The sequence below is a fragment of the Arthrobacter sp. SRS-W-1-2016 genome (assembly GCF_002009585.1).
Classification (GTDB): domain Bacteria; phylum Actinomycetota; class Actinomycetes; order Actinomycetales; family Micrococcaceae; genus Arthrobacter; species Arthrobacter bambusae_A.
In genome coordinates this window covers 38,974-59,883 of the sequence record NZ_MTPV01000076.1, presented here as the reverse complement: position 1 = coordinate 59,883, position 20,910 = coordinate 38,974, and the positions used below count along the sequence as shown (strand labels likewise).

Genomic DNA, 20,910 nt, shown 5'->3' with positions numbered 1-20,910 from the left:
CTGGCTCCGTGATGACTGCCCGCCCCCGCCCAAGAGGCTTTCTCGCCGCACGGGATGTGACCGCCGTCGAAGACATGGACCGCCCCGATTGCGAGCTCGAGCGCCTCAACCGGAGCTACGCGCGCTTTCCTATCGTCAACGCGGTGGTGTCCGGCTGGCGCGCCACCTACGGCTCACGGATCAAGCCATTGCTCACGACGGCGGCGCCCACCACGGTCCTTGACATCGGCTGCGGCGGTGGAGACGTCGCCCGCAGCCTCGCGCGCCGTGCCGCGGCGGACGGTTACCGCCTGGAAGTCACGGGAATCGACCCCGACGAGCGTGCCTTCCATTTTGCGAATTCCGCACCGCCGGTGGAGGGCGTGAGCTACCGAAAGGCACTCAGCTCGGAGCTCGTGTCAGAAGGGCGCACGTTCGACGTCGTTATTTCGAACCACGTCCTCCACCATCTGACCGCCCCGGAACTCGACTCGTTCCTCGGCGATTCCGAACGCCTGTGCCGCAGGCTCGCCCTGCACAACGACCTCAAGCGCAGTCGCGCGGCATACGCGCTCTTCTGGGCCGGATCCTGGCCCCTCGGCGTCGGATCCTATATCCACGGTGACGGCCTCACCTCCATCAGGCGAAGCTACACAGCGATGGAACTCCGTGCCGCCACTCCCCCGGCCTGGACTGTTGAATCGAACGGTATGTGGCACAACCTGCTGGTCTACCGGCCCGGCGAGGTCCCCGATGTTTGACGTCGTGGTGGTTGGAGCCGGGCCTGTCGGGCTGTTCATGGCAGCTCTGCTCCTGCAAAACGGGCATCGCGTTGCAGTTCTGGAAAGGCGCGAATCGCCGATCCGCCAGACCCGCGCCATAGGAATCCACCCTCCTGCCCTGGCCGCTTTGGACACCGTAGGCGCCGCCCATCCGCTGGTCTCTTCAGGCGTCCGGATCAGCCACGGTGCCGCGTACAGCGGCGGCCGGAAAGTCGCCGACATGGACTTCGCCCGCGCCTCGGCTGAGTACCCGTTCATCCTTTCGGTTCCGCAATACCTCACCACCCAGGCCCTTGAGTCCAGGGTCATCGACCTGGATCCTGACGCCCTCCACCGAGGCGTCCACGTTGAGGAAGTCGTCGACGACGGCGGGCACCTGCGTTTGCGGGGACAGCAAGCTGGGGCTCCAGTGGAGTTCCTGGGCCGCTTCGTGGTGGCGGCCGACGGCGTCCACTCGGCAGTGCGCGCGGGACTGGGACTGGAGCCACACCTTCGCACGTATCCCGACTACTACGTCATGGGCGACTTCAGGGATGAATCGCTGTACGGCCACAACGCGGTCCTTTTCCTTGAGCCGGCAGGAATCGTGGAGTCCTTTCCGCTCCCTGGCGGCATCCGCAGGTGGGTGGTCCGGCTTGGCGCCCCATGCCAGGAACCCACTCCGCATGCGCTCGCCACCCTCATCAAGAAGCGGACCGGCGGTGCGGTGGACTCAGCAAGCAATACGATGATCAGCGCCTTCGGCGTCACGTCGCGGCTGGTCTCCCGGATGGTCCACGGACGGATCGCCCTTCTCGGAGATGCTGCGCACGAAATCAGCCCGATCGGCGGACAAGGGATGAACCTGGGCTGGTTGGACGCAGTTGCCTTGGCGCCGATCATCAGCGAAGCGTTGCGGACATCCGCCAACAGCCCTGTCGGCAAGCAGCTGGCCGGTTTCGAGCGGGACCGCCAACGCGCGGCGAAGAAAGCCATCTGGCAGGCCAGCCTGAATATGGCCCTCGGCCGCCCCCTGCCGCCAAGAGTCCTCAGCGCACGGAACGCCCTGATCGGTCGGGCCATCACGTTGCCCCTGTTCTCGGAGCTTGTCGCCCGTCGGTTCACGATGCACTGACACTAAGCTCAATCCATGGACTTTGAGACGCGCCCCCTGCCTTCCGGCCCGGACACAACATTTACTGCCTCGGAAATCCGCAGCGCAGTCCAGGAGTTACTCGGTCTTGAAGGCCTCCCGCCCATCGTGCAGGTCGGCCATCCCGTGCTGCGCCAGCGCGCAGCGCCCTATGACGGCCAGCTCGACGACACCGAATTGGCGCAGCTGATCGAGCGGATGCGGGATGTCATGCATGCCGCTCCCGGCGTGGGCCTCGCGGCGCCGCAGCTCGGCATCCCCTTGCAGTTGGCTGTGCTCGAAGACCATTTCGATGTCGACCCTCTTGCCTCGGAGATCCGGCAGAGGACGCCCCTCGGCTTCTTCGCGATACTGAATCCAAGCTACGAGCCGGAGGGGACATCCACGGCGTCGTTCTATGAAGGATGCCTGTCGATGCGCGGATTCCAGGCCGTGGTGACACGGCACCGCGATGTCCGCCTGCACTACCAGCGTCCTGACGGCAGCACGACCTCGGCCGGATTCTCCGGGTGGCAGGCCCGGATAGTCCAGCACGAGACCGACCACCTGCACGGCGGAATCTATCTGGATCGCGCCGAGCTGCGTTCACTGGCAAACGATGGAGAGTACTCCGCCCACTGGGCGTACCCCGGAATCGACGAGGCACGCAGCGGACTCGGTTTCCTCAACCCGTAACTGAACCGGTTTCGCGCGGCGGATTTGCCGTGGAAGGCAGGTGCCTTGCCCACCATGCCAGGATCTGCTCAAAGCGTTGCCGCCTGTGGTGCGGCGTGCCCGATCGAGACAGTTCGTGGTCTTCACCCGGGAAGAGGAGCAACGCCGCGTCCACGCCCTGCGCCTTGAGGGCCGCGAAGTAGCGCTGGCCTTGTTCAACCGGGCACCGGAGATCGTTTTCGCTGTGGATCACCAGCGTGGGCGTGCGCACTTCAGTCACGACGGCCATGGGGCTTTGGGCAGCCATCTGCTCGGATGAGCCTCCCGTGTATTGGCCGCCGAAGAACCATCCGATATCCGAGGAGCCGGCAAAGCTGACCGGGTCGAGGAATCCGCGCTCCACAATGGCTGCCTTGAAGCGGTGTTCATGGCCGATGACCCAGGCTGTGAGGTATCCGCCGTAGGACCCGCCCATGATGCCGATCGATTCCCTGTCCATTGCCGGGAAGGCTTCCAGCGCACCCTCCAGGAAGGTGAGCACATCCGCCATGTCCACTGTGCCCATCTTTTCCTTGATGGCTCCACCGTGCGCCTGGCCGTATCCTGCGGAACCGCGCGGGTTGCACATCAGCACGGCGTATCCCGCCTCGGCGTACACCTGCGCTTCGTCGAAGAAGGCACCCGTGTACTGGGCGAAAGGACCTCCGTGGATGGTGAGCAGCACGGGATGGGGGCCGTTCCCCTCCGGCAGGACCGCCCAGCCATGGACCGGGTATCCGTCTGTGCCGGTGGCGGTGAACTCCTGCGGTTCAAGGACGGTAGCTCCGTCCCGGAACGCCTTGGCGAAGTCCGTGAGCAAGCGGAATTCGCCCTTTTCCAGAACGCCGACCTCGCCACTGCTCGAGGCGTCCCCATACGTGACAGCCACGACGTCCCCCACCGCGGACGCTCCGATCACGACCAGTGGCCCCTTGACGAGGACCTCGCTCTCGCCGTCGGCGGTCCACTGGATCAGCTGGACGCTCCCACGGCTCGTGTTGAGCGCGAGCACCCCATCCGCGCCACGGGCTTCGAGGCGGCCGCCGATGTCCTGGTTTTCGACGTCGCTGAGCATCGTCGCGCTGCCTCCCCGGACCGGCATGGAGTACAGTGCCGTGTTCCTCGCGACGAAGTCCAGGCCGTCGTCACCGAGGTCCTGTGCCGTGAAGAACAGCCATTCACCGTTCACGGATTCGCAGACTTCATGGACGGACTGCGGCGCAGCGTCCGGACGCAGCGCCGTGGTCTCTCCGCCCGCGGCCGGGACACGATAGATATCCGAGGCGATATCGGCGTCGTGCCCTTCGTGGAGCGAAGCGACAAAATAGACGCTCGTACCGTCGCTACTGAACGACGGCGACGTGTGGTCGGCGTCGCCGAACGTCAACTGCACCGCCGGCGGCACCAAGCCAACCGCTTCGGATCCCCGAGCCTTGGCGGCCCTCCCGGCGGGAACCACGGGAGGTTCCATTCCCGGCTCGGGAACGTCGACGACGAACAGTTGGGCCGGCTTGTCCGCGGTGTACCCCAAGCCGTTGAGCCTGTATTGGTTGCCGGTGATCAGGCGCGGGTCTTCGCTCCCGGCTCCGACGCCGTCAACCGTTCCGTAGCGGCCTTCTTCGGGAACCCTCGAGGAGAACACCATCCTGCGCGAATCAGGCGCCCAGGAAAACTCGGAGACGCCCAGTTTCTGGTCCGTGATCGCTTGCGGCTCCCCGCCGTTGGCCTCCACCACGTGCAGTTGCGGCTTGCCGTCAGGCGTCGTCCGCAGGAATGCCAGCACCTTGCCGTCCGGCGAGAAGGCCGGTGCGGTGTCCCGGAAGCCACGGGTGATCCGCCGGGGTGGCATCGCCTGGTCAAAGGGAATGCTCCAGAGCTGCCCTACGTAAGCATCGGCGTCGAAATCGGGCCGCGTGACCGACACCACGGCGCGCGTCCCATCGGGATGGGTGGCGGGAGCAGAGACGGAATTCAGCAGAGGGAGTTGTTCGGCTTTCACGCTGGTGAGCCTAGCCGCAGTCACCCCGGGGCAATATGCGCCACTCCGGCCACCGTAGGATTGTCCATATGCATTCCGACGCCGTCCGTTCCTTGCGCTGCCCGGTCTGCAACGGGCCTTTCCGCCTGAACGAAGCGCCGCCGTTTTCGCTGGGTTGCGTCGCCGGCCACAGTTTCGATTCCGCCAAACAGGGCTACTTCAACCTGCTCAGCGGCAAGGGCACGGTCTTCGAGGCCGACTCGGCCGAGATGGTCGCAGCCCGCCACGATTTCCTGGGCGCTGGCCATTATGCTCCCCTTGCCGAGGCCATCGCGGACCTTGCGGCCCCGGCCCTGGCGGCGCCGGGATCCCTCGTCCTGGATTCGGGGACCGGAACCGGCCACTACCTGCGCACAGTGCTGGACCGCACCCCGGCGGCGGCCATCGGCATCGATATTTCAAAGTTCGCCCTCCGCCGGGCTGCGAGGTTGAATCCGGGCGCCATCAACCTGGTGTGGGATATCTGGCGGCCCCTGCCGCTCGCGGACCACGCCGTGGATGCCCTCATCGTTGTCTTTGCCCCTCGGAATCCCCCGGAATTCGCCCGTGTGCTGCGTCCAGGCGGCCGGGTGATCGTGGTGACTCCGCGCGACGGACATCTTGGGGAGATTGCGGAACGGACCGGAATGCTGGGCATTGAGCCGGGCAAAGACGAGCGACTTGCCGAGTCGATGCAGGAGTACTTCACTCTCGCGGACGCCGTTCGACTCGACGTGGATCTCAATCTCAGCGGGCGGGACATCGCGGATGTCGCCTTCATGGGTCCCGCAGGCCACCATCTCGAGCGCTCCGCACTCCTCGCGTCGACGTCCGCGGAAACGTCAGTCAAAGCCACTGCGAAGTTCACTCTCAGCGTTTTCACAGCGCCGGAGCAAGGCTCCTAACGGTAACCTTCGCACCGGGCTAGGATGGAAAAACAGCGACTGTGATCTTGCCGACGCTGCAGTCCGGGCCAGACCGGCTGCCGCCGCAAGTCCGGAAACAGGGGGAACGATGTTTGAATGGCTCGGCAGCAACTGGTGGGCTCTCTGGCTCACGGTGTTTCTCGCTTTCGCCGTGGTGGAGATGCTGACTCTCAGCTTCTTCTTCATCATGCTCGGGGCCGGCGCGCTGGCTGCCCTCGTCGCTGACTTCGCCGGAGCCGATCTATGGTTGCAGATCGTCGTCCTTTGCATCGTGTCCCTGCTGATGATCGCGTTTGTCCGTCCTATCGCTCTGAAGCATCTCCGCAAGGGTCCCGCCGAGCAACGCACCAACGTGGACCGCTTGATCGGCCAATCCGCCCTCGTCATGGAGCCTGTCAGCGCGACGGCGGGACTCGTCAAAATCGGTGGCGACGTGTGGAGCGCCCGCAGCGCGGCGGAAACCATCGACGCCGGCCAGACCGTGCAGGTCACCAGGATTGACGGCGCGACGGCGGTGGTCGCCTTGACGGCGGAAAACAGCCCGCACTGAGAAGCATCCCGCCATGGCTCAAGCCGTACGTTCGACGATGAGCGTTCGGCGACGAGCAACCGGCATTTTGCCGAACGCATACCGCATCAAATACGTAACTGGGGAATGAAGGAGATGTATGGACAGCTTGGGAGGAACGGCAGCCGCGATTGTGCTGCTAGTTCTCGTCATATTCGTGATTATCGTCTTGGTCCGCTCGATCAGGATCATCCCGCAAGCGCGCGCCGGCGTCGTAGAACGCCTCGGCAAGTACCAGCGCACGCTCAACCCCGGGCTCACCATCCTCATCCCGTTCGTCGACCGCCTGCTGCCGCTGTTGGACCTTCGCGAACAAGTGGTTTCCTTCCCGCCGCAGCCGGTGATTACCGAAGACAACCTGGTTGTCTCCATCGACACCGTGGTCTACTTCCAGGTCACGGATCCCCGGGCGGCGACCTACGAGATCGCCAACTACATCCAGGCTGTTGAACAGCTGACCACCACGACGCTCCGCAACGTCGTGGGCGGCTTGAACCTTGAAGAAGCGCTCACCTCGCGCGACCAGATCAACGGCCAGCTCCGCGGGGTCCTGGACGAAGCCACCGGACGCTGGGGAATCCGCGTTTCGCGCGTGGAACTCAAGGCAATCGACCCGCCGCACTCCATCCAGGACTCAATGGAGAAGCAGATGCGGGCCGAGCGCGACCGGCGTGCCGCGATTCTGACCGCCGAAGGCACCAAGCAATCGGCGATCCTCACAGCCGAGGGCCAGCGGCAGGCAGCAATCCTCGCCGCAGAGGGTGACGCCAAGGCAGCGATCCTCCGCGCCGACGGCGAAGCGCAGGCCATCCAGAAAGTCTTCGACGCCATCCACAAGGGCAACCCGGACCAAAAGCTGCTGGCCTACCAGTACCTTCAGACCCTGCCGAAGATTGCGGAGGGATCATCGAACAAACTGTGGATCATCCCCAGCGAGGTCGGCGAGGCCCTCAAAGGCATCGGCGGTGCGCTGGGTGGCGCCAACGGTGGATCAGGCGTGGCGGACCTGTTCAGCGATTCCGGGAAGCCGTCAGCCGAGGTCCCTGCCCCGGCGGGCACACCGGCCGTAAGTCCAGGACACGCGCAATCAACTGCAGCTGCGCAGGAACCGTCGCCATAACTGCGGACGGCGTGCAGAGGGACCGGCCAGATTCACTGGCCGGTCCCCTTCGCTTTGTCCTGTCAGCTTCGATCCGCGTATAATGGTGTATTTGTCCGGCCGGTTCAGTCCGAACGGAACATTAACGCTTGGTCAGGCGTTTCATCTAGTGATGCAACGTGTGCAGACAGTAGTCCGGGCGACGCCATCGCGGCGTCCGGCTAGCGCGGAGCATGGTTCCGCGAACAGACAGAGGGAGTAATCATGAGCGATCGCAGCCTGCGGGGCATGCGTCTTGGCGCCCAGAGCATGGAAACCGAATCCGGTGTGGAGCCGGCGCCGCGTCAACGGGTTGAATACCGCTGCGCGGACGGAGAGCAGGTCTTCGTTACCTTCTCCTCCGAAGCCGAGATTCCTCCTGTCTGGGTTTCCAAGACAGGCAAGGAAGCGCTCCTGGTTGATGGTGAACGCCCCGTTGACACCAATGAGAAGGCCGTCCGCACGCACTGGGACATGCTGCTGGAGCGCCGCAGCCTTCCCGAGCTCGAGCAGATCCTCGAAGACCGCCTGAACATCCTGCGCGAACGTCGCGGGGAACGCCGCTCGGCATAACAGCCACGATTTTCAAGGCCCACGCCAAAGGCCGGATCCGCCCTCTTCGCAGAGCGCAGATCCGGCCTTTGTGTGTCCGGCCTACTTTGAGACCCGGGTCTTCTTCCCGGTCAACGCGGCCCAGCGGGAAGCCAGCCCCCATTTGGTGACGTTGATCATGGCCTCGACGACGATGTTGCCGCTCATCTTGGAGGCCCCGAGCTCGCGCTCCACGAAGGTGATGGGGCGTTCGACGATCTTCAGGCCAAGTTTGGCCACCCGCCACGCCAGGTCCACCTGGAAGCCGTAGCCAACCGACTCGACCTGGTCCAGCTTGAGCGCCTCGAGGGTGCTGCGGCGGAACGCACGGTAGCCGCCGGTGATGTCTTTGATCTTCAAGCCGAGCATGAGCCGGGCATAGGTGCTGCCCGTGCGCGAAATCGCCTGGCGGTAGAGCGGCCAGTTCACGGTGCCGCCACCCGGAACCCAGCGTGAGCCCATGGCGAGGTCGGCGCCGTCGTTGATCGCTTCCAGCAGCAACGGCAGTTGCTCAGGCTGATGCGAACCGTCGGCGTCCATCTCAACCAGGACGTCGTAGCCGGCGGCCATGCCCCACTTGAATCCGGCAATGTACGCGGCTCCGAGGCCTTCCTTGCCCTTGCGGTGCAGGACGTGGACCTGGCTGTCCTCGGCGGCGATGCTGTCGGCGAGCTGTCCCGTGCCGTCAGGGCTGTTGTCGTCGACAACCAGGACGTCGGAGGCGGGCACAGCCGCGCGCAGCCGTCCGAGGGTCTTGGGTAGCGATTCCAGCTCGTTGTACGTGGGGATGATCGTCAGGACACGCAAGAAGAGGCCTTTCCTTGATGGAGCGGTCAGTGGGCCGGAGCAGCAGCGTGGCTGGCATTCAGGCGCAACTCTCCATTATAGGACGACAACCCGACGTACTTTGGGACATCTGTGGCGTCCGCCACAAGGGTCACCACTGGCCGCGGGCAGGTCCACAAGCCCAGGTCCAGTGCCGGCCCGCGCGTTGTACTCGTGGCCGAACCGTTTTCTGCAGCACCGTGGACCTGCCCACTACGAGTGCCACGGTCGTGGGAAACGGGTCCGTTGACTGTTTTTGACAACCGGAACCGACCGCGGCCAGACAACCAGGTATTCCCTGTGGCAGTCTGTTGACCCTAAATGCTACGGACTTCACAAATCGTGTCAAGCGCCCCCTGAGCTGGGGCTTTGTTCATCCATGCAGGTCAGGGGCCTTCAGGCCAAGCAGGCTATCTGGAACTATGACCGCAAAGTTTCACTCGCGAAGATCTCCTGGCCTTCGCGCACTGTCTGCAGGCAAGCGGGATCGCTGCCGCTGTCCAACGCCGGGAGGAGGGGCGTTCGAGCGCGTGGATCGGTGGACCAGGACTGGACTCGGTCATCGGCCACTTGCACCATCAGTTCCTCAACTTCCCACACCGCGAAACTTGCAGGAGCCCCGGGGACCAATTGCCCCATGAACGGATTGCGCTCTTTGCTCGCGCGCCAGCCGGCCCTGGTGTGTCCGAGGAAGGCTGCCCGTGCAGAAATGCGTTGATCCGGATTGCTGTGTTCCAGGCACGCCCTCACGCTGGACCACGGCCGCAACGGCGTGACCGGGCTGTCGCTTCCAAAACACACCGGCACGCCGGTGGAGTAATACGAAGCAAAGGGATTCATGGCAAGGCTTCGCTCCCCCAGTCGCTGCTCATACAGTTTTCCGGCCCCGCCCCAGGCGGCATCGAAGGCTGGCTGTGCGCTCACGGTGATCGAATACTTGGCAAGCCTGGCGAGGTCGCCGGCGTCGGCCATTTCCACATGCTCCAGCCGGTGCGCAGCGGCACGGACGCGCTGCTCCCCTACTTCCGACGCGGCGAGGTCCAAGGCATCCAGCGCCGTCTTCAGTCCCGCGTCTCCAATGACGTGGAAGCCTGCCTGGATGCCGAGCGTCGAACAGGCCGCAAAGTGGCGGGCGGCTTCGTCGACGGAGACATAGAGGCTTCCGCGCTGGCCCGGCGCGTCGGCGTAGTCTGCGCTGACGGCAGCCGTTCGCGATCCGATCGAACCATCGATGTTCAAATCACCGGCCAGGCCAAGAACGTCTACGTCCAGGCCCTCCAGGAGGGCAGCGGCATGCTCGGCCGACGTGGCCAGTTCGCCCCAGTAGGGGAGAATTCCGGGGACGGCTGCCCTGTCCTCCCTCCACGGCCCGGAGTTCCACGAGGCGGACATCCGAAGGTCTTCGACACTGCAAATGTGCGGGGCCGCCATTTCGGCCAGTGCGACGTAGCCGTTGGCCGCAGCCTCCCGGAGTGCCACCTCCTGGTATCGGCGGCGTTCGGCATCGGGGAACTGCCTGGCGACCAGCCGGGCGGCAGTGTGGGCGCCCCTCAGGACATGGGCGGAACCGTCGTAGCCGTCGAGGCCGTCCAGTCCCGCCGCGGATGCCAGGGAGGACGAGGCAAGGGCCGAATGCGCATCCACGCGTGCCAGGTACACCTTGCGTCCGCCTGCGGCGCGATCGAGTTCCTCCGGCGTGGGCAGGGTTCTTTCGCCCCACACTGACTCGTCCCAACCGTGGCCAAGCACGGAGCCGGAGGCGCCAAGATCCTTGGCGGCCCGGGCGACGGCGTCGAGCAATTCGCGCGCCGAGCGGACCCCCGCCAGTTGGAGGGAACCGGCAGCGATTCCAGTCTCCGTGAGGTGCATGTGGGAGTCCACGAAACCGGGCGCCAGCAAGGCTCCCCGGAGATCGATGATTTCCATCGACGAGTCGGCAATCGACGTCGCTGCCTGCTCCGAGCCAACCCAAGCAACGGTGTCGCCGTCAACCAGCATTGCGGTCGCGAAGGGATCAGCGGCAGTGTAGACAGAGCCGTTCCGGTACATGGTGACCTTGCGGGGCCGGGTGTCGGCGGGCACGCCTGGATGGGTCATGGATATGCTCCTTGCTGGGAATCTGTGGGGGTCAGGAGACGTTGGAGTACGCGACCACACCGCGGCGGACCAGGTCGATCGCTTCGCGGCATATCTTGGTGTGGCGACGTTCGAGCCCTGGAATCTTGGCCATCTGGTCCAGCAGGTCGATCACCTGCTTCGCCCAGCGCACAAAGTCGCCCGCGGCGAGGTCGGTACCACTGAGAACTTCCTGAAGGTGGCGGCCCTTGGCCCATTTGAAGATGGGCCAGACAAGTCCAAGCTCAGGCTCAGCGGTCAATGGCAGCCTGTTCTTGTCCTCGACGTCCTCCAGCGCTGACCACTCATGCACCACGATGTCCACGGCCGTTTCGAGGGACACGGACGGCATTTTGGGTCGCAGGCCCCGGTCGTCGCGCTTCGCTTGGTAGACCATCGTGCTCGCCAGAGCGGCCAGTTCTGCGGCGTCGAGGTCCTTGATGGCCCCTTGGCGGATGGATTGCGAGATCAGCAGGTCTTTTTCGCCGTAGATCCGGCGCAGGCGCTGGCCGTCCGCGCTGATGGTGACATGGCCGGCGTCGGACGTCTGGAGGTAACCGTAGGCGGCGAGGACGTCGCACACGCGGTCGAATGTCTTCGCGATCGTATTGGTGCGGCCCTGGATCTGCCGGACGAGCCCATCGGTTTCATGACGCAATTTCCACCAGCGTTCAGCCCAGCGGGCATGGTCCTCGCGTTCACTGCAGCCGTGGCAAGGATGGGCGCGCAGCGCCCTGCGGAGGTCTGCGATCTTCTTTTCCTGGTCCGGCAGGTAGCGGGCGCGGCCGAAGTCCTCGCTCCGGTTGGTGCCGCGGGCCGGCGGGCGTCCCTCACGCACTGCATTCCGCATGGCGGATGCCAGGTCACGGCGCGATTTGGGGAGTTTCGCGTTGAACGACTTTGGAATCCGGATCCAGGACACGGGAGCGACCGGCCCTTCGACTTCGTGGGCGCCGATCCTATGCAGCTGGTTGTCGTCCGTGAGGACGGCGGGGCGCGGTTCACGCGAGTTGGGATCGGCATTGAGCACGACGGCGTAGCCCGGCGTACGCCCGCCGGGAACCTTGACGATGTCGCCGGGCATGAGCCGGGTCAGGGAGTCGACGGTCAGCGATTTGCGGGCACGCGAAGTGCTCCGCGAGGCAAACTGCTCGGCTTCGCTCAGGTCCCGCCGGAGTTTGGCGTACTCGGTAAAGTCGCCCAGGTGGCACTTCATGGATTCCGCATACCCCGCGAGCGACTCTTCGCGGCTGCGAACCTGCTTGGCGAGCCCCACCACGGAACGGTCAGCCTGGAACTGGGCGAACGACGATTCGAGGATCTGCCGTGCCCGGGGCCGGCCGAACTGGGCAATCAAGTTGATGCTCATGTTGTACGTGGGCCGGAAGCTTGAGTTGAGCGGATAGGTGCGCCGCGATGCCAGGCCGGCGACGGCGGCAGGGTCGGTGCCCGGTTGCCAGAGGACCACGGCATGGCCCTCGACGTCGATTCCGCGCCGTCCAGCGCGGCCGGTCAACTGCGTGTACTCCCCCGCGGTGATGTTGACGTGGGCTTCGCCGTTGAACTTGTCGAGCTTCTCGAGGACGACGCAGCGGGCAGGCATGTTGACGCCCAGCGCAAGGGTTTCCGTTGCAAACACCGCTTTCACCAGGCCGTCCGCGAAGAGCGTCTCCACAACCTCCTTGAAGGTCGGCAGCAAGCCGGCGTGATGCGCGGCGAGGCCGCGGAGCAGGCCGTCGCGCCAGCTCCAAAAGCCCAGGACATCCAGGTCGTCGGCCGGAATCTCACGGCTGGCCTCATCCACCCGGGATGCGATGATTTGTTGTTCCCGCTCCGTCGTGAGCCACAAGCCGGCGGCGGCACACTGCGCCACGGCCCCGTCGCAGCCGGCGCGGGAGAAAATGAAGGTAATGGCCGGTAGCAATCCCTGGCGGTCCAGGCTCGCGATGATCTGGGGCCGGCTGGCCTTGCGGACCGGGCTGCGCTGCTCCGCGGCGGTATTGTCGCGCTGGCGGTCCTGCCGGCGGCGACTACGCCCACCATGGCCGAAGCGGCCACGGTAATTCATCTGGCTTTCTGCCCTGGCCATGGACAGCAGCTCCGGGTTGACTTCGAATTCCCTTTGCAGGGGAAACCGGTCCGGCTCCCGCACTGCCCCCGGTGCGGGAGCTTCGCCGTCGGGTGCCTCCGGAGCGATCTCGTCGAAGCTGGTGTCCCCGGCGAAGAGGTCGACGATCTCACGCCCCACCATGACGTGCTGCCACAAAGGGACGGGACGGTGCTCGGAGACAATCACATCGGTGTGCCCGCGCACGGTGTCGAGCCACGCGCCGAACTCTTCCGCGTTGGACACCGTGGCGCTGAGGGAGACCACTTGCACTTCGCTGGGCAGGTGGATGATCACTTCTTCCCAGACTGCGCCGCGGAAGCGGTCTGCCAGGTAGTGCACCTCATCCATGACCACGTAGCCAAGGTCCCCGAGGGTGTCCGAGTCCGCGTACAGCATGTTCCGCAGGACCTCAGTGGTCATCACGACAATAGGAGCCTCGCCGTTGATGGTGGTATCGCCGGTCAGCAGTCCCACGTTCGAGGCGCCGTACTTCGCCGAGAGCTCGGAGAACTTCTGGTTGCTCAGCGCCTTGATGGGCGTCGTATAGAACGCCTTGAGTCCGCGTTCGAGCGCCAGATAGATGGCGAACTCGCCGACAATTGTCTTCCCGGCACCCGTGGGCGCCGCCACGAGCACTCCCCTGCCCTCCTGGAGCGAACGGCAGGCGTCGCGCTGGAATTCGTCGAGTTCGAACTCCAGCGATTGGGCGAAAGTGCCAAGGTAGGTCTTCGACTCAGCACTCCGCTGCGCTGCGGCTTGAAAGGCTTCTGAGGGCGAAAGGGCCCCTGAATTGGAGGACATGCTTCAAGCCTAGTGGCCGTGAGACTAGAGATTCTCCAGATCGGAAGCACGTGTGGCGATGTCGGCCGTGGCATCCGTCTCAGCGGCGATCTTCGACTGCTGGCGCGCGCGCCGTTTGTCGTTCAGCATGCAGAGCCCGATCGCGGCGAAGAACAGCGCAAGGAGAGGGCCGGCGAGCATGAACATCGACAAGGCGTCCGCACCGGGCGCGGCAACGGCTGCCAGGACGAACACGAGGAAGACCGTGATGCGCCAGGCTTTGAGGATGGTCTTGCCACTCAGGACGCCGGCCATGTTGACGCCCACCAACACCACCGGCACCAGGAATGCGATGCCGAGGAAAAGAAGCATGTGCGTGGCGAACGTCAGGTACTGGGATGCATCGATGTTGTTGGCCCCGTTTTGCGGCGTGAACTGCAACAGCGCACGCACGACGTTCGGGATGACTGTCCATGCAACATAGACCCCAGCCAGGAACAACGGCACCGCGGCGGCCATGTACCCCAGCGTGTACCGGCGCTCTTTCTTGGTCAGGCCGGGCGTAATGAATGCCCAGACCTGGTAGATCCAGATGGGGCTGGAGAGCACCAAGCCGATCTGGATCGCAATGCGGAACTTGAAGTCGAAAGGATCTCCCACGCTCGCGAAGTTCAGGACGGCGGTCCGCTTGGTCTCCTGAGCGATCTTGATCAACGGATCCGACAGGCTGTTGACCACCGGTTCGTAGAGGAACCACCCTGCCACGGCGCCCAGGAGAACGCCGATGGCAGACTTGATCAGCCGGTTCTTAAGCTCCCTCAGGTGGTCTAGGAGCGCCATCCGCCCTTCGGGGTTGGCTTTGCGGCCTGTCTTCGTTGCCACTACTGCTTAGCTACGGTTTGCGGGCGGAACGTCAGTGTCGTTGCCGCTCTTGTTCGCTTCGGGGTGGTTGACCACTCTGCCCTCAACGGGGTCCGTGTCGTCCTTGGCCGCAGGCTTCCCGTCGTTCTTCATTTCCTTGACTTCGGACCTGATGATGCGCATCGACTGGCCGAGGCTACGGGCCATGGCAGGCAGCTTGGGGGCCGCGAACAGCAGCAGGGCCACGATGATGATAATGACAATTGGCCAGGGGCCATCAAATAGTCGTCCCACGGGAAGTCCTTTCGTTGGAATACATCCTACGTCTAACTGAATTCGATGTCGTGCAGAGACTGGGGTTGGCCCCGTTCTGCTTTGCGCTTAACGCGCTTTTGGCGACGCACTTCCCGGCGGGAGGCCTTGGCCGTCACGTAATCATGACGCATCTGTTCCGGTGAGGCAAAAACGGCCGCACCGAACACATCCGCCGGGGCCCCGCCGTCGTCGTCGGCATGTTCGCGAAGGTGCGGGCGGTGCCCGAGCGCCTCCCCTGCCGCACTCAGTTCATGCACCGTGGCCATGAACTTCCGGAAAAGCCGAACGCCCAACAGGACATAGCAAAGCAGCGATACCGCAATCAGCGCGACCCACAGAAGGATCCAGGACCACCAAGGCATTTGAGTAGTCTAACCAGCCTTCACGGTTTGTACCGGGTCCGCCTGCTTGTACTGCCGGAGGGCCGCTGCCACCCACGCCGCCGACTTGTCCGCCAACTCGGCCGGCTGCAGAATGCGGGCCGCACCGCCATGCTGCGCGACGAACATCGGCAACCAGTCAGCATTTCCGAACCGGATCTCGGCCAGCAAGCCGCCGTCGGGAAGGACGGCGGTCCGCTCAGCGTAATAGTCGCCCGCCAGTCCGACGCCTTGCCGGGTCAATTGGAGGACGACGACGACGTCGTCGTCGTTGGGCGTGTACAGCTTCACCGGAACGCCTTCCTCGACGGCGGCACTCCGGGAAACCGGCCGGCCGTTGGGCGCGACTTCCTCGATGCGGTCCAGGCGGAAGTTCCGCAACCCGGCTTTGCTATGGCAATAGGCCTCGAAATACCACGTGTTGTCCAAGGAATACAGCCGGAAAGGGTCGACGTCCCGCTCGGAGATCGAGTCGCGCTGCCGGGACAAGTAGCGAAGCCGCAATTGATGACCCGACTGGATCGCTTGCGTGATGGTGTCGAACGCCCCGGCGTCGGCGGGGGTTACGGGTGGACCCGCGACGGCTGCCGCCAAACGGCCGGCCTCGCCCGCAGCGCCGGTGAGCTTCAGTGTGACGGACTCCAGGGCGCCGCTCTGCTCATCCTCCGACATTCCGGCCTGGGCGGGGAGCCCGCCCAGGGTCGCCAGGCCCGTGAGCAGCGCGCAAGCCTCGTCAACGCTGAAGCGGATGGGCCGGTTGAGTTCGAGGTGCTCGCGGATGTAGACGTGGTCGTTTTCCCAATCGATGTCAAACAAGTCGTCCGGATAACCCTCGGGCCGGCCGGAGCAAATCAGTATGGTCAGGTCGGCCACGAGTTCCTCGCGGGTCACACCGAAGCGGTCCGCCACTTCCTGGATCGGCAGGCCCTGGTTGTGGACAAGGAAAGGGACCAGCTGCAGCATGCGGTTGAGTTGGTCTTCGGAGGTCCGCTTACGGGCCAGCGGCGCCGGGCCGGCGCCGGAGAAGCGGACCTCGACGGCGGGGCTCGAGGCGAACGCAGCGGCCGCCTCAAGGCGCCGGATCACGGCGTCGCGCAGCTCCGGAGGTCCCGCGACGCGGACGTGGGGACCGTAGGAGGCCAGTTCCTCGGCGAGCAGCTCACTGTCCCGAAAAGGCACCGACAGCCGGTCCCAGCCGCCTGGGGAGCCGCTGGTGGCAGCCGTCCCGGCGACACTCACCGCGCGCTTGCGAAGGCCGAGCAGACGGCCTTCGGCGACGTCGAGGTGGGCCTCCTGCAAGGGAAGTTCGGTGAGGCTGTCCAGTTCGGCGCGGATATCGAACCCCGGAGGTGTCTCGCAGTGATGCCCGGTCTCGACATGGACATCGCTCGTCATCCGGGACAGCCGGAAGAACCGTTTCGCCTGGCGTGCGCTGTCCAAGCCCACCACGTACCACTGGCCGAACCGGCTCCCGAGGCCCCAAGGCTCCACGGTGCGGCGTTCGTCCTTGCCGGTGCTGGCGGCACGGTAGCCGAAACTCACGGGGTGCCGGCCGTTCATGGCCACGATGATGTCGTCAAAGGCCTGACCTGCGGGCTTGATGCGCGGCTGGACACCGGCAGGGAGTTGGACGTCGGCAAGGTCGCCGGAAGCCTGCAGCTTCCGCAATGCGCTTGCCGCAGCTGAGCCGAGCGCCGCGCGCTCCCATAGCTGCGCGGCCAGGAGCAGGACCGTGCCCTCCGCCGGCGTCAGCTGCACGTACGGCAGGCGATTGGACTCCTTGCCGATGCGGTAACGGGTCGAGGCGGGATCGTCCGCGCCGAATCCGTGGTCGAAGAGCGTTTCGATCTCGAAGCCAAACTGCTTCAGGTCTGACTTGTCGCGTTCAAACATGCGTCCGAACGCGACGTCGCTGCCGCCGGCGTCGTGATAGACCTTCTGCCTGAGAACGGCCCGGGACAGCCCGTATCTCGTGTTCAGAAGGGCAATCAACAGGTTCAGGAGTCGTTCGGTACGTGATGCGGACACCCTTGCAACGTTACTAAATTCCGCCGGCAAAGGCGGAAGGCGCGTCTGCGGCCGGATTTCTCCGGCTGCAGACGCGCCTTCCCATGCTGTGAAACCTAGCGGACTGCCACGAGGTCCACCACGAAGATGAGGGCTTCGTTCGGCTTGATGGCCGCGCCTGCGCCACGGGAACCGTAAGCAAGCTCAGAGGGGATCTCGAGGCGACGGCGGCCGCCGACCTTCATCCCGAGCAGTCCCTGGTCCCAGCCCTGGATGACCTGGCCGACGCCCACTCGGAAGTCCAGCGGCGCGCCGCGGCCCCAGGATGCGTCGAATTCCTCGCCGGTGGACCAAGCAACGCCGACGTAGTGGGTGGAGACGGTGTCGCCGGCCTGTGCCTCGGCGCCGTCACCAACGATGATGTCCTTGATAACGAGTTCCGTGGGGACGTCGCCCTCAGGGAAGTCGATCTCCGGCTTGGTGCGGTCGTAATCGCGCTGACCAAATGACATGGGTACTCCTCAATGTGATAGCTACAGTGTTTCGGATAATTGCGGAAGGCTACTGGGCGCCCAGGATGTCCACGACGAAGACCAGGTCGCCCGTGGGCTGGCCCTGGGCTGCGGCCGCGTCGCCATATGCGAGGCTCTTCGGGATGACCAGGAGGACACGGGAGCCGACGGTCTTGCCCGTCAGGCCTTGAGTCCAGCCCTTGATGACGCCGTTCAGCGCGAAGCTGGCTGTCTGGCCCTTGTCGTAGCTCGAGTCGAACTTCTTGCCGTCGGCCAAGGTGACGCCGACGTAGTTGACCGTCAGGGTGTCCGTTTCCTTGACGACCGCGCCCTTGCCCTTGATGAGGTCCTGGGCGACGAGGGCCGACGGCGCCTTCGCACCGTCAACGGAAATCTGCGGAATTCCCTTGTCGTCGACCTTGACCGTGGGGAGGCCGGCGGGCGGAGTCACGGTGTCGCCCTCAGGCTTGTCCAAGGGCTTGACTGCGTCCTTGACGCCAGTGACCTTGAAGACCACCAGCTGGGAGGACGTTGCCGCTGCTTCAGCCGAAGCCGGGGTTCCCGGGACGGCGAAAGCGATGTCGGCGCCGACCTTCGCACCGACCAGCGCGTTGTAAAGCACAGCGCTGCCGGTCTTGAGCTGGTCGTTCAGTTCGACCGGCTGCGACCCTGTCGGGAAGGTGTCTTCGAGTGTCTTGCCGTCCTTGCCGTCGACGGCAATGTAGGTGATCTGCGCCACCTGTCCGGCCTTCACTTTGTCACCGGTGCCGTCGCTGACCATCTTGATGGTCGGCTGCGTTACGTCCAACGGCTTGGTGAATTCCAGGCCGGGGGCCTTCTTGTCTCCGTTGTCGGAGACCTTGAGGGAATCCAGCTTGGCGACATCGCCGGCGGACTGGCTGGTGGGCTCCGGGGTTGCTGTTGTTGCTGGACTTCCGCCGCAGGCGGTGAGCAGCAAAAGGCCGGGGATAAGAATTGCTAGTAGACGTCGCACAAATTGAACTTTCGTCGGGGCAAAAGGAGGGCATGGCCGGGCCGGGCTCGGCCATGCGCGTAGCGGCCTGATAAAAGGCCAACCTCCAGAGTAGCGGGTGAAGCTGGGAGTCAGCTCATCGAGTCCAGCAGGGCATCCACTCTCTCGTCGACGCTGCGGAACGGGTCCTTGCACAAAATCGTTTGGTGCGCGCGGTCGTTCAACTTCAAATGGACCCAATCCACGGTGTAGTCACGCCCGAGTTCCTGGGCGCGCCGGACGAAGTCGCCACGCAGTTTTGCCCGGGTGGTCTGCGGCGGCGCATCCACTGCATCCTTGATGTCCGTGTCGGCCACGAGGCGCCTCGCCGCACCGCGCGACTGGAGCAGGAAGAAGAGCCCGCGCTTGCGCGAGATGTCGTGATACGTCAGGTCCAGTTGCGCGATCCTCGAGGAGTCGAGGCCGATTCCATGGCGGCGCATGTAGCCATCCATCAGCTTCTTCTTGATGGCCCAGTCAACTTCCGTATCTATTCCGCTGGTGTCGCCGCTGTCGATCGCGTCGAGCGTCCGCTCCCAAAGATCCAGGATGAGCGGCACGTGCGGATTGTGGGCTCCATTTGATGCCACGAAGGCGGTGACCTTTGCGAGGTACTCGCGCTGGATGTCCAGGGCCGTCAGTTGCCGGCCGTTGGCCAGGCGCACCAAGGCCTTACCGCTCAGATCGTGCGAGATTTCCCGGATGCTGCGGATCGGGTTCTCCATGCGCATGTCCCGCATGATCACTCCGGCCTCAATCATGCGCAGGAGCAGATCCACCGTTCCCACTTTCAACAGGGCGGTGGTTTCGGACATATTGGAATCGCCGACGATCACATGCAGACGGCGGAAGAACTCGGCGTCGGCGTGCGGCTCGTCACGGGTGTTGATGATCGGGCGGGACCTCGTCGTCGCGGAGGACACGCCTTCCCAAATGTGGTCGGCACGTTGGGAGAACGCGAACGTGGCCCCATGGGGCGTCTTGAGCACCTTGCCCGCGCCGGCGATCAGCTGCCGCGTCACGAGGAAGGGAATGAGGATCTCGGCGAGCCGCGAGAACTCGCCGCGCCGCGGAATCAGGTAGTTTTCATGGCTGCCGTAGGAATTGCCGGCGGAATCGGTGTTGTTCTTGAACAGGTAGACCGTTCCGTTGAATCCCTCCGCCGCAAGCCGCGCCTGCGCTTCATCGACGAGGTCGTCGAGAATGAGTTCCCCGGCCCGGTCGTGGGCAATCAATTGCGCGAGGTCGTCGCATTCCGCAGTGGCGTACTCCGGGTGCGAACCGACATCCAGGTACAGGCGCGAGCCATTGGTCAGGAAGACGTTGGAGGAACGTCCCCAGCTCACGACCTTCCGAAAGAGGTACCTGGCGACTTCCTCGGGAGCCAATGGCCGCGAGTCCGGGCTCGAATACGAAATGCCGAACTCGGTTTCAATCCCGAATATTCTTTTATCCATCTCAGGCCTCCCCTGCCAGCAGCTGCGTGATTTCGTCCGCCCGGAGCCGCCGGAAGGCCCGCCGGGAACCGCGTCCGCTTTCCGGACTCCGGTCAAGGACTGCGGCCTCGACGGCGGTGCCGGGCAGTGCGTCGACTTCCTTGTCCGTGGCCAGCGCCTTGACCGCCAGGCGGAGTGCGCCGGCCAGGTTGAGGTCGGCCTTCCAACCGCCGGCCACGGTCTCGGCTACTTGCTCGGCCAAGCCGCCCATCACCACAAAACCGTTCTCATCGGCGATCGAACCGTCGAAAGTCAGCCGATAAAGGTGGTCCCCGGCTTGCGTATGCCCGACCTCTGCGACTGCGAGCTCCACCTCGAAGGGCTTTTGTTCCGCGGTGAAGACTGCGCCCAGGCTCTGCGCGTAGACGCTGGCCAGGCCGCGGGCCGTGACGTCCTCGCGATCGTACGAATAGCCGCGGACGTCGGCGTAGCGGACGCCTGCTTGGCGAAGACTCTCAAACTCGTTGTACTTGCCCACGGCGGCGAACGCGATCTTGTCGTAGATCTCACCGATCTTATGGAGCGACGGCGAAGGGTTCTCCGCCACCAACGCGATGCCGTCAGCACAACTGATCACGACGACGGAACGGCCGCGGGCGATGCCCTTCCGCGCGAAATCCGCGCGGTCCTTCATCAGTTGCTCGGGCGAAACATAGAACTGCTGGGTCATC

19 protein-coding genes are annotated in these 20,910 nt (G+C 64.6%); 7 read left to right on the top strand and 12 right to left on the bottom strand.

Features of this window, described 5'->3' with window-relative positions:
• Nucleotides 1-11 precede the first annotated feature (11 nt).
• The 3 genes from BMF89_RS20675 to BMF89_RS20665 are packed head-to-tail and all read left to right on the top strand — an operon-like array spanning nucleotide 12 to nucleotide 2,568.
• A complete protein-coding gene (locus tag BMF89_RS20675; protein ID WP_078108918.1) occupies nucleotides 12-740 on the top strand; it encodes a class I SAM-dependent methyltransferase in 729 nt (242 codons plus the stop codon).
• Nucleotides 733-1,875 (top strand): NAD(P)/FAD-dependent oxidoreductase, encoded by a 1,143-nt coding sequence (locus BMF89_RS20670; protein WP_078108917.1) that lies wholly within the window; start codon nucleotides 733-735, stop codon nucleotides 1,873-1,875. Before BMF89_RS20675 ends, BMF89_RS20670 begins: the two co-directional genes overlap by 8 nt.
• A 15-nt stretch (nucleotides 1,876-1,890) precedes the next feature.
• On the top strand, nucleotides 1,891-2,568 hold the full coding sequence (locus tag BMF89_RS20665) for a peptide deformylase (protein ID WP_078108916.1): 678 nt from the start codon (nucleotides 1,891-1,893) through the stop codon (nucleotides 2,566-2,568).
• Here the strand turns inward: BMF89_RS20665 and BMF89_RS20660 are convergent.
• Nucleotides 2,558-4,585, bottom strand: a complete 2,028-nt coding sequence (locus BMF89_RS20660) for a S9 family peptidase (protein WP_078108915.1) — start codon at nucleotides 4,583-4,585, stop codon at nucleotides 2,558-2,560. The two genes, BMF89_RS20665 and BMF89_RS20660, sit on opposite strands and share 11 nt — an antisense overlap.
• Nucleotides 4,586-4,653: 68 nt before the next feature.
• Here BMF89_RS20660 and BMF89_RS20655 point away from each other — a divergent pair, with 68 nt between their 5' ends.
• The 4 genes from BMF89_RS20655 (at nucleotide 4,654) to BMF89_RS20640 (ending at nucleotide 7,808) form a co-directional block, all read left to right on the top strand.
• Entirely contained in the window at nucleotides 4,654-5,508 is an 855-nt protein-coding gene (locus BMF89_RS20655; RefSeq protein WP_078108914.1) for a methyltransferase domain-containing protein, read from the top strand.
• 109 nt (nucleotides 5,509-5,617) lie between these two features.
• The gene (locus BMF89_RS20650) at nucleotides 5,618-6,079 is read left to right on the top strand and encodes an NfeD family protein (protein WP_078108913.1); all 462 of its coding nucleotides are present in this window, start codon (nucleotides 5,618-5,620) and stop codon (nucleotides 6,077-6,079) included.
• Between the two features lie 118 nt (nucleotides 6,080-6,197).
• Nucleotides 6,198-7,217 carry an SPFH domain-containing protein gene (locus BMF89_RS20645; RefSeq protein WP_078108912.1) on the top strand — a complete coding sequence of 340 codons (1,020 nt, stop codon included), beginning with the start codon at nucleotides 6,198-6,200 and terminating at the stop codon, nucleotides 7,215-7,217.
• 243 nt (nucleotides 7,218-7,460) lie between these two features.
• Entirely contained in the window at nucleotides 7,461-7,808 is a 348-nt protein-coding gene (locus BMF89_RS20640) for an RNA polymerase-binding protein RbpA (RefSeq protein WP_059389983.1), read from the top strand.
• Between the two features lie 81 nt (nucleotides 7,809-7,889).
• Here BMF89_RS20640 and BMF89_RS20635 read toward each other — a convergent pair whose 3' ends face one another.
• The 11 genes from BMF89_RS20635 to prcA all read right to left on the bottom strand — a co-directional run bounded on the left by BMF89_RS20635 (nucleotide 7,890) and on the right by prcA (nucleotide 20,909).
• Nucleotides 7,890-8,633: a polyprenol monophosphomannose synthase gene (locus tag BMF89_RS20635; protein ID WP_078108911.1), complete on the bottom strand. Its 744-nt coding sequence runs from the start codon at nucleotides 8,631-8,633 to the stop codon at nucleotides 7,890-7,892.
• Nucleotides 8,634-9,071: 438 nt separating this feature from the next.
• The gene (locus BMF89_RS20630) at nucleotides 9,072-10,748 is read right to left on the bottom strand and encodes an amidohydrolase family protein (RefSeq protein WP_078108910.1); all 1,677 of its coding nucleotides are present in this window, start codon (nucleotides 10,746-10,748) and stop codon (nucleotides 9,072-9,074) included.
• 31 nt (nucleotides 10,749-10,779) lie between these two features.
• Complete coding sequence (locus BMF89_RS20625) at nucleotides 10,780-13,677, bottom strand: DEAD/DEAH box helicase (RefSeq protein WP_078108909.1); 2,898 nt, start codon at nucleotides 13,675-13,677, stop codon at nucleotides 10,780-10,782.
• Nucleotides 13,678-13,701: 24 nt separating this feature from the next.
• Nucleotides 13,702-14,496 carry a twin-arginine translocase subunit TatC gene (tatC, locus tag BMF89_RS20620; RefSeq protein ID WP_078108942.1) on the bottom strand — a complete coding sequence of 265 codons (795 nt, stop codon included), beginning with the start codon at nucleotides 14,494-14,496 and terminating at the stop codon, nucleotides 13,702-13,704.
• 48 nt (nucleotides 14,497-14,544) lie between these two features.
• Entirely contained in the window at nucleotides 14,545-14,811 is a 267-nt protein-coding gene (gene tatA / locus BMF89_RS20615) for a Sec-independent protein translocase subunit TatA (protein ID WP_078108908.1), read from the bottom strand.
• 32 nt (nucleotides 14,812-14,843) lie between these two features.
• Entirely contained in the window at nucleotides 14,844-15,194 is a 351-nt protein-coding gene (locus tag BMF89_RS20610; RefSeq protein ID WP_078108907.1) for a hypothetical protein, read from the bottom strand.
• A gap of 9 nt (nucleotides 15,195-15,203) precedes the next feature.
• Nucleotides 15,204-17,240: a WYL domain-containing protein gene (locus BMF89_RS20605; protein ID WP_078108906.1), complete on the bottom strand. Its 2,037-nt coding sequence runs from the start codon at nucleotides 17,238-17,240 to the stop codon at nucleotides 15,204-15,206.
• Between the two features lie 95 nt (nucleotides 17,241-17,335).
• Complete coding sequence (locus BMF89_RS20600) at nucleotides 17,336-17,731, bottom strand: FKBP-type peptidyl-prolyl cis-trans isomerase (protein ID WP_078108905.1); 396 nt, start codon at nucleotides 17,729-17,731, stop codon at nucleotides 17,336-17,338.
• Between the two features lie 49 nt (nucleotides 17,732-17,780).
• Nucleotides 17,781-18,725 carry an FKBP-type peptidyl-prolyl cis-trans isomerase gene (locus tag BMF89_RS20595; protein WP_078108904.1) on the bottom strand — a complete coding sequence of 315 codons (945 nt, stop codon included), beginning with the start codon at nucleotides 18,723-18,725 and terminating at the stop codon, nucleotides 17,781-17,783.
• A 110-nt stretch (nucleotides 18,726-18,835) separates the two neighbouring features.
• Nucleotides 18,836-20,200 (bottom strand): Pup--protein ligase, encoded by a 1,365-nt coding sequence (gene pafA, locus BMF89_RS20590; RefSeq protein ID WP_078108903.1) that lies wholly within the window; start codon nucleotides 20,198-20,200, stop codon nucleotides 18,836-18,838.
• A gap of 1 nt (nucleotide 20,201) precedes the next feature.
• Nucleotides 20,202-20,909: a proteasome subunit alpha gene (gene prcA / locus BMF89_RS20585; protein WP_078108902.1), complete on the bottom strand. Its 708-nt coding sequence runs from the start codon at nucleotides 20,907-20,909 to the stop codon at nucleotides 20,202-20,204.
• Between the last annotated feature and the right edge of the window lies 1 nt (nucleotide 20,910).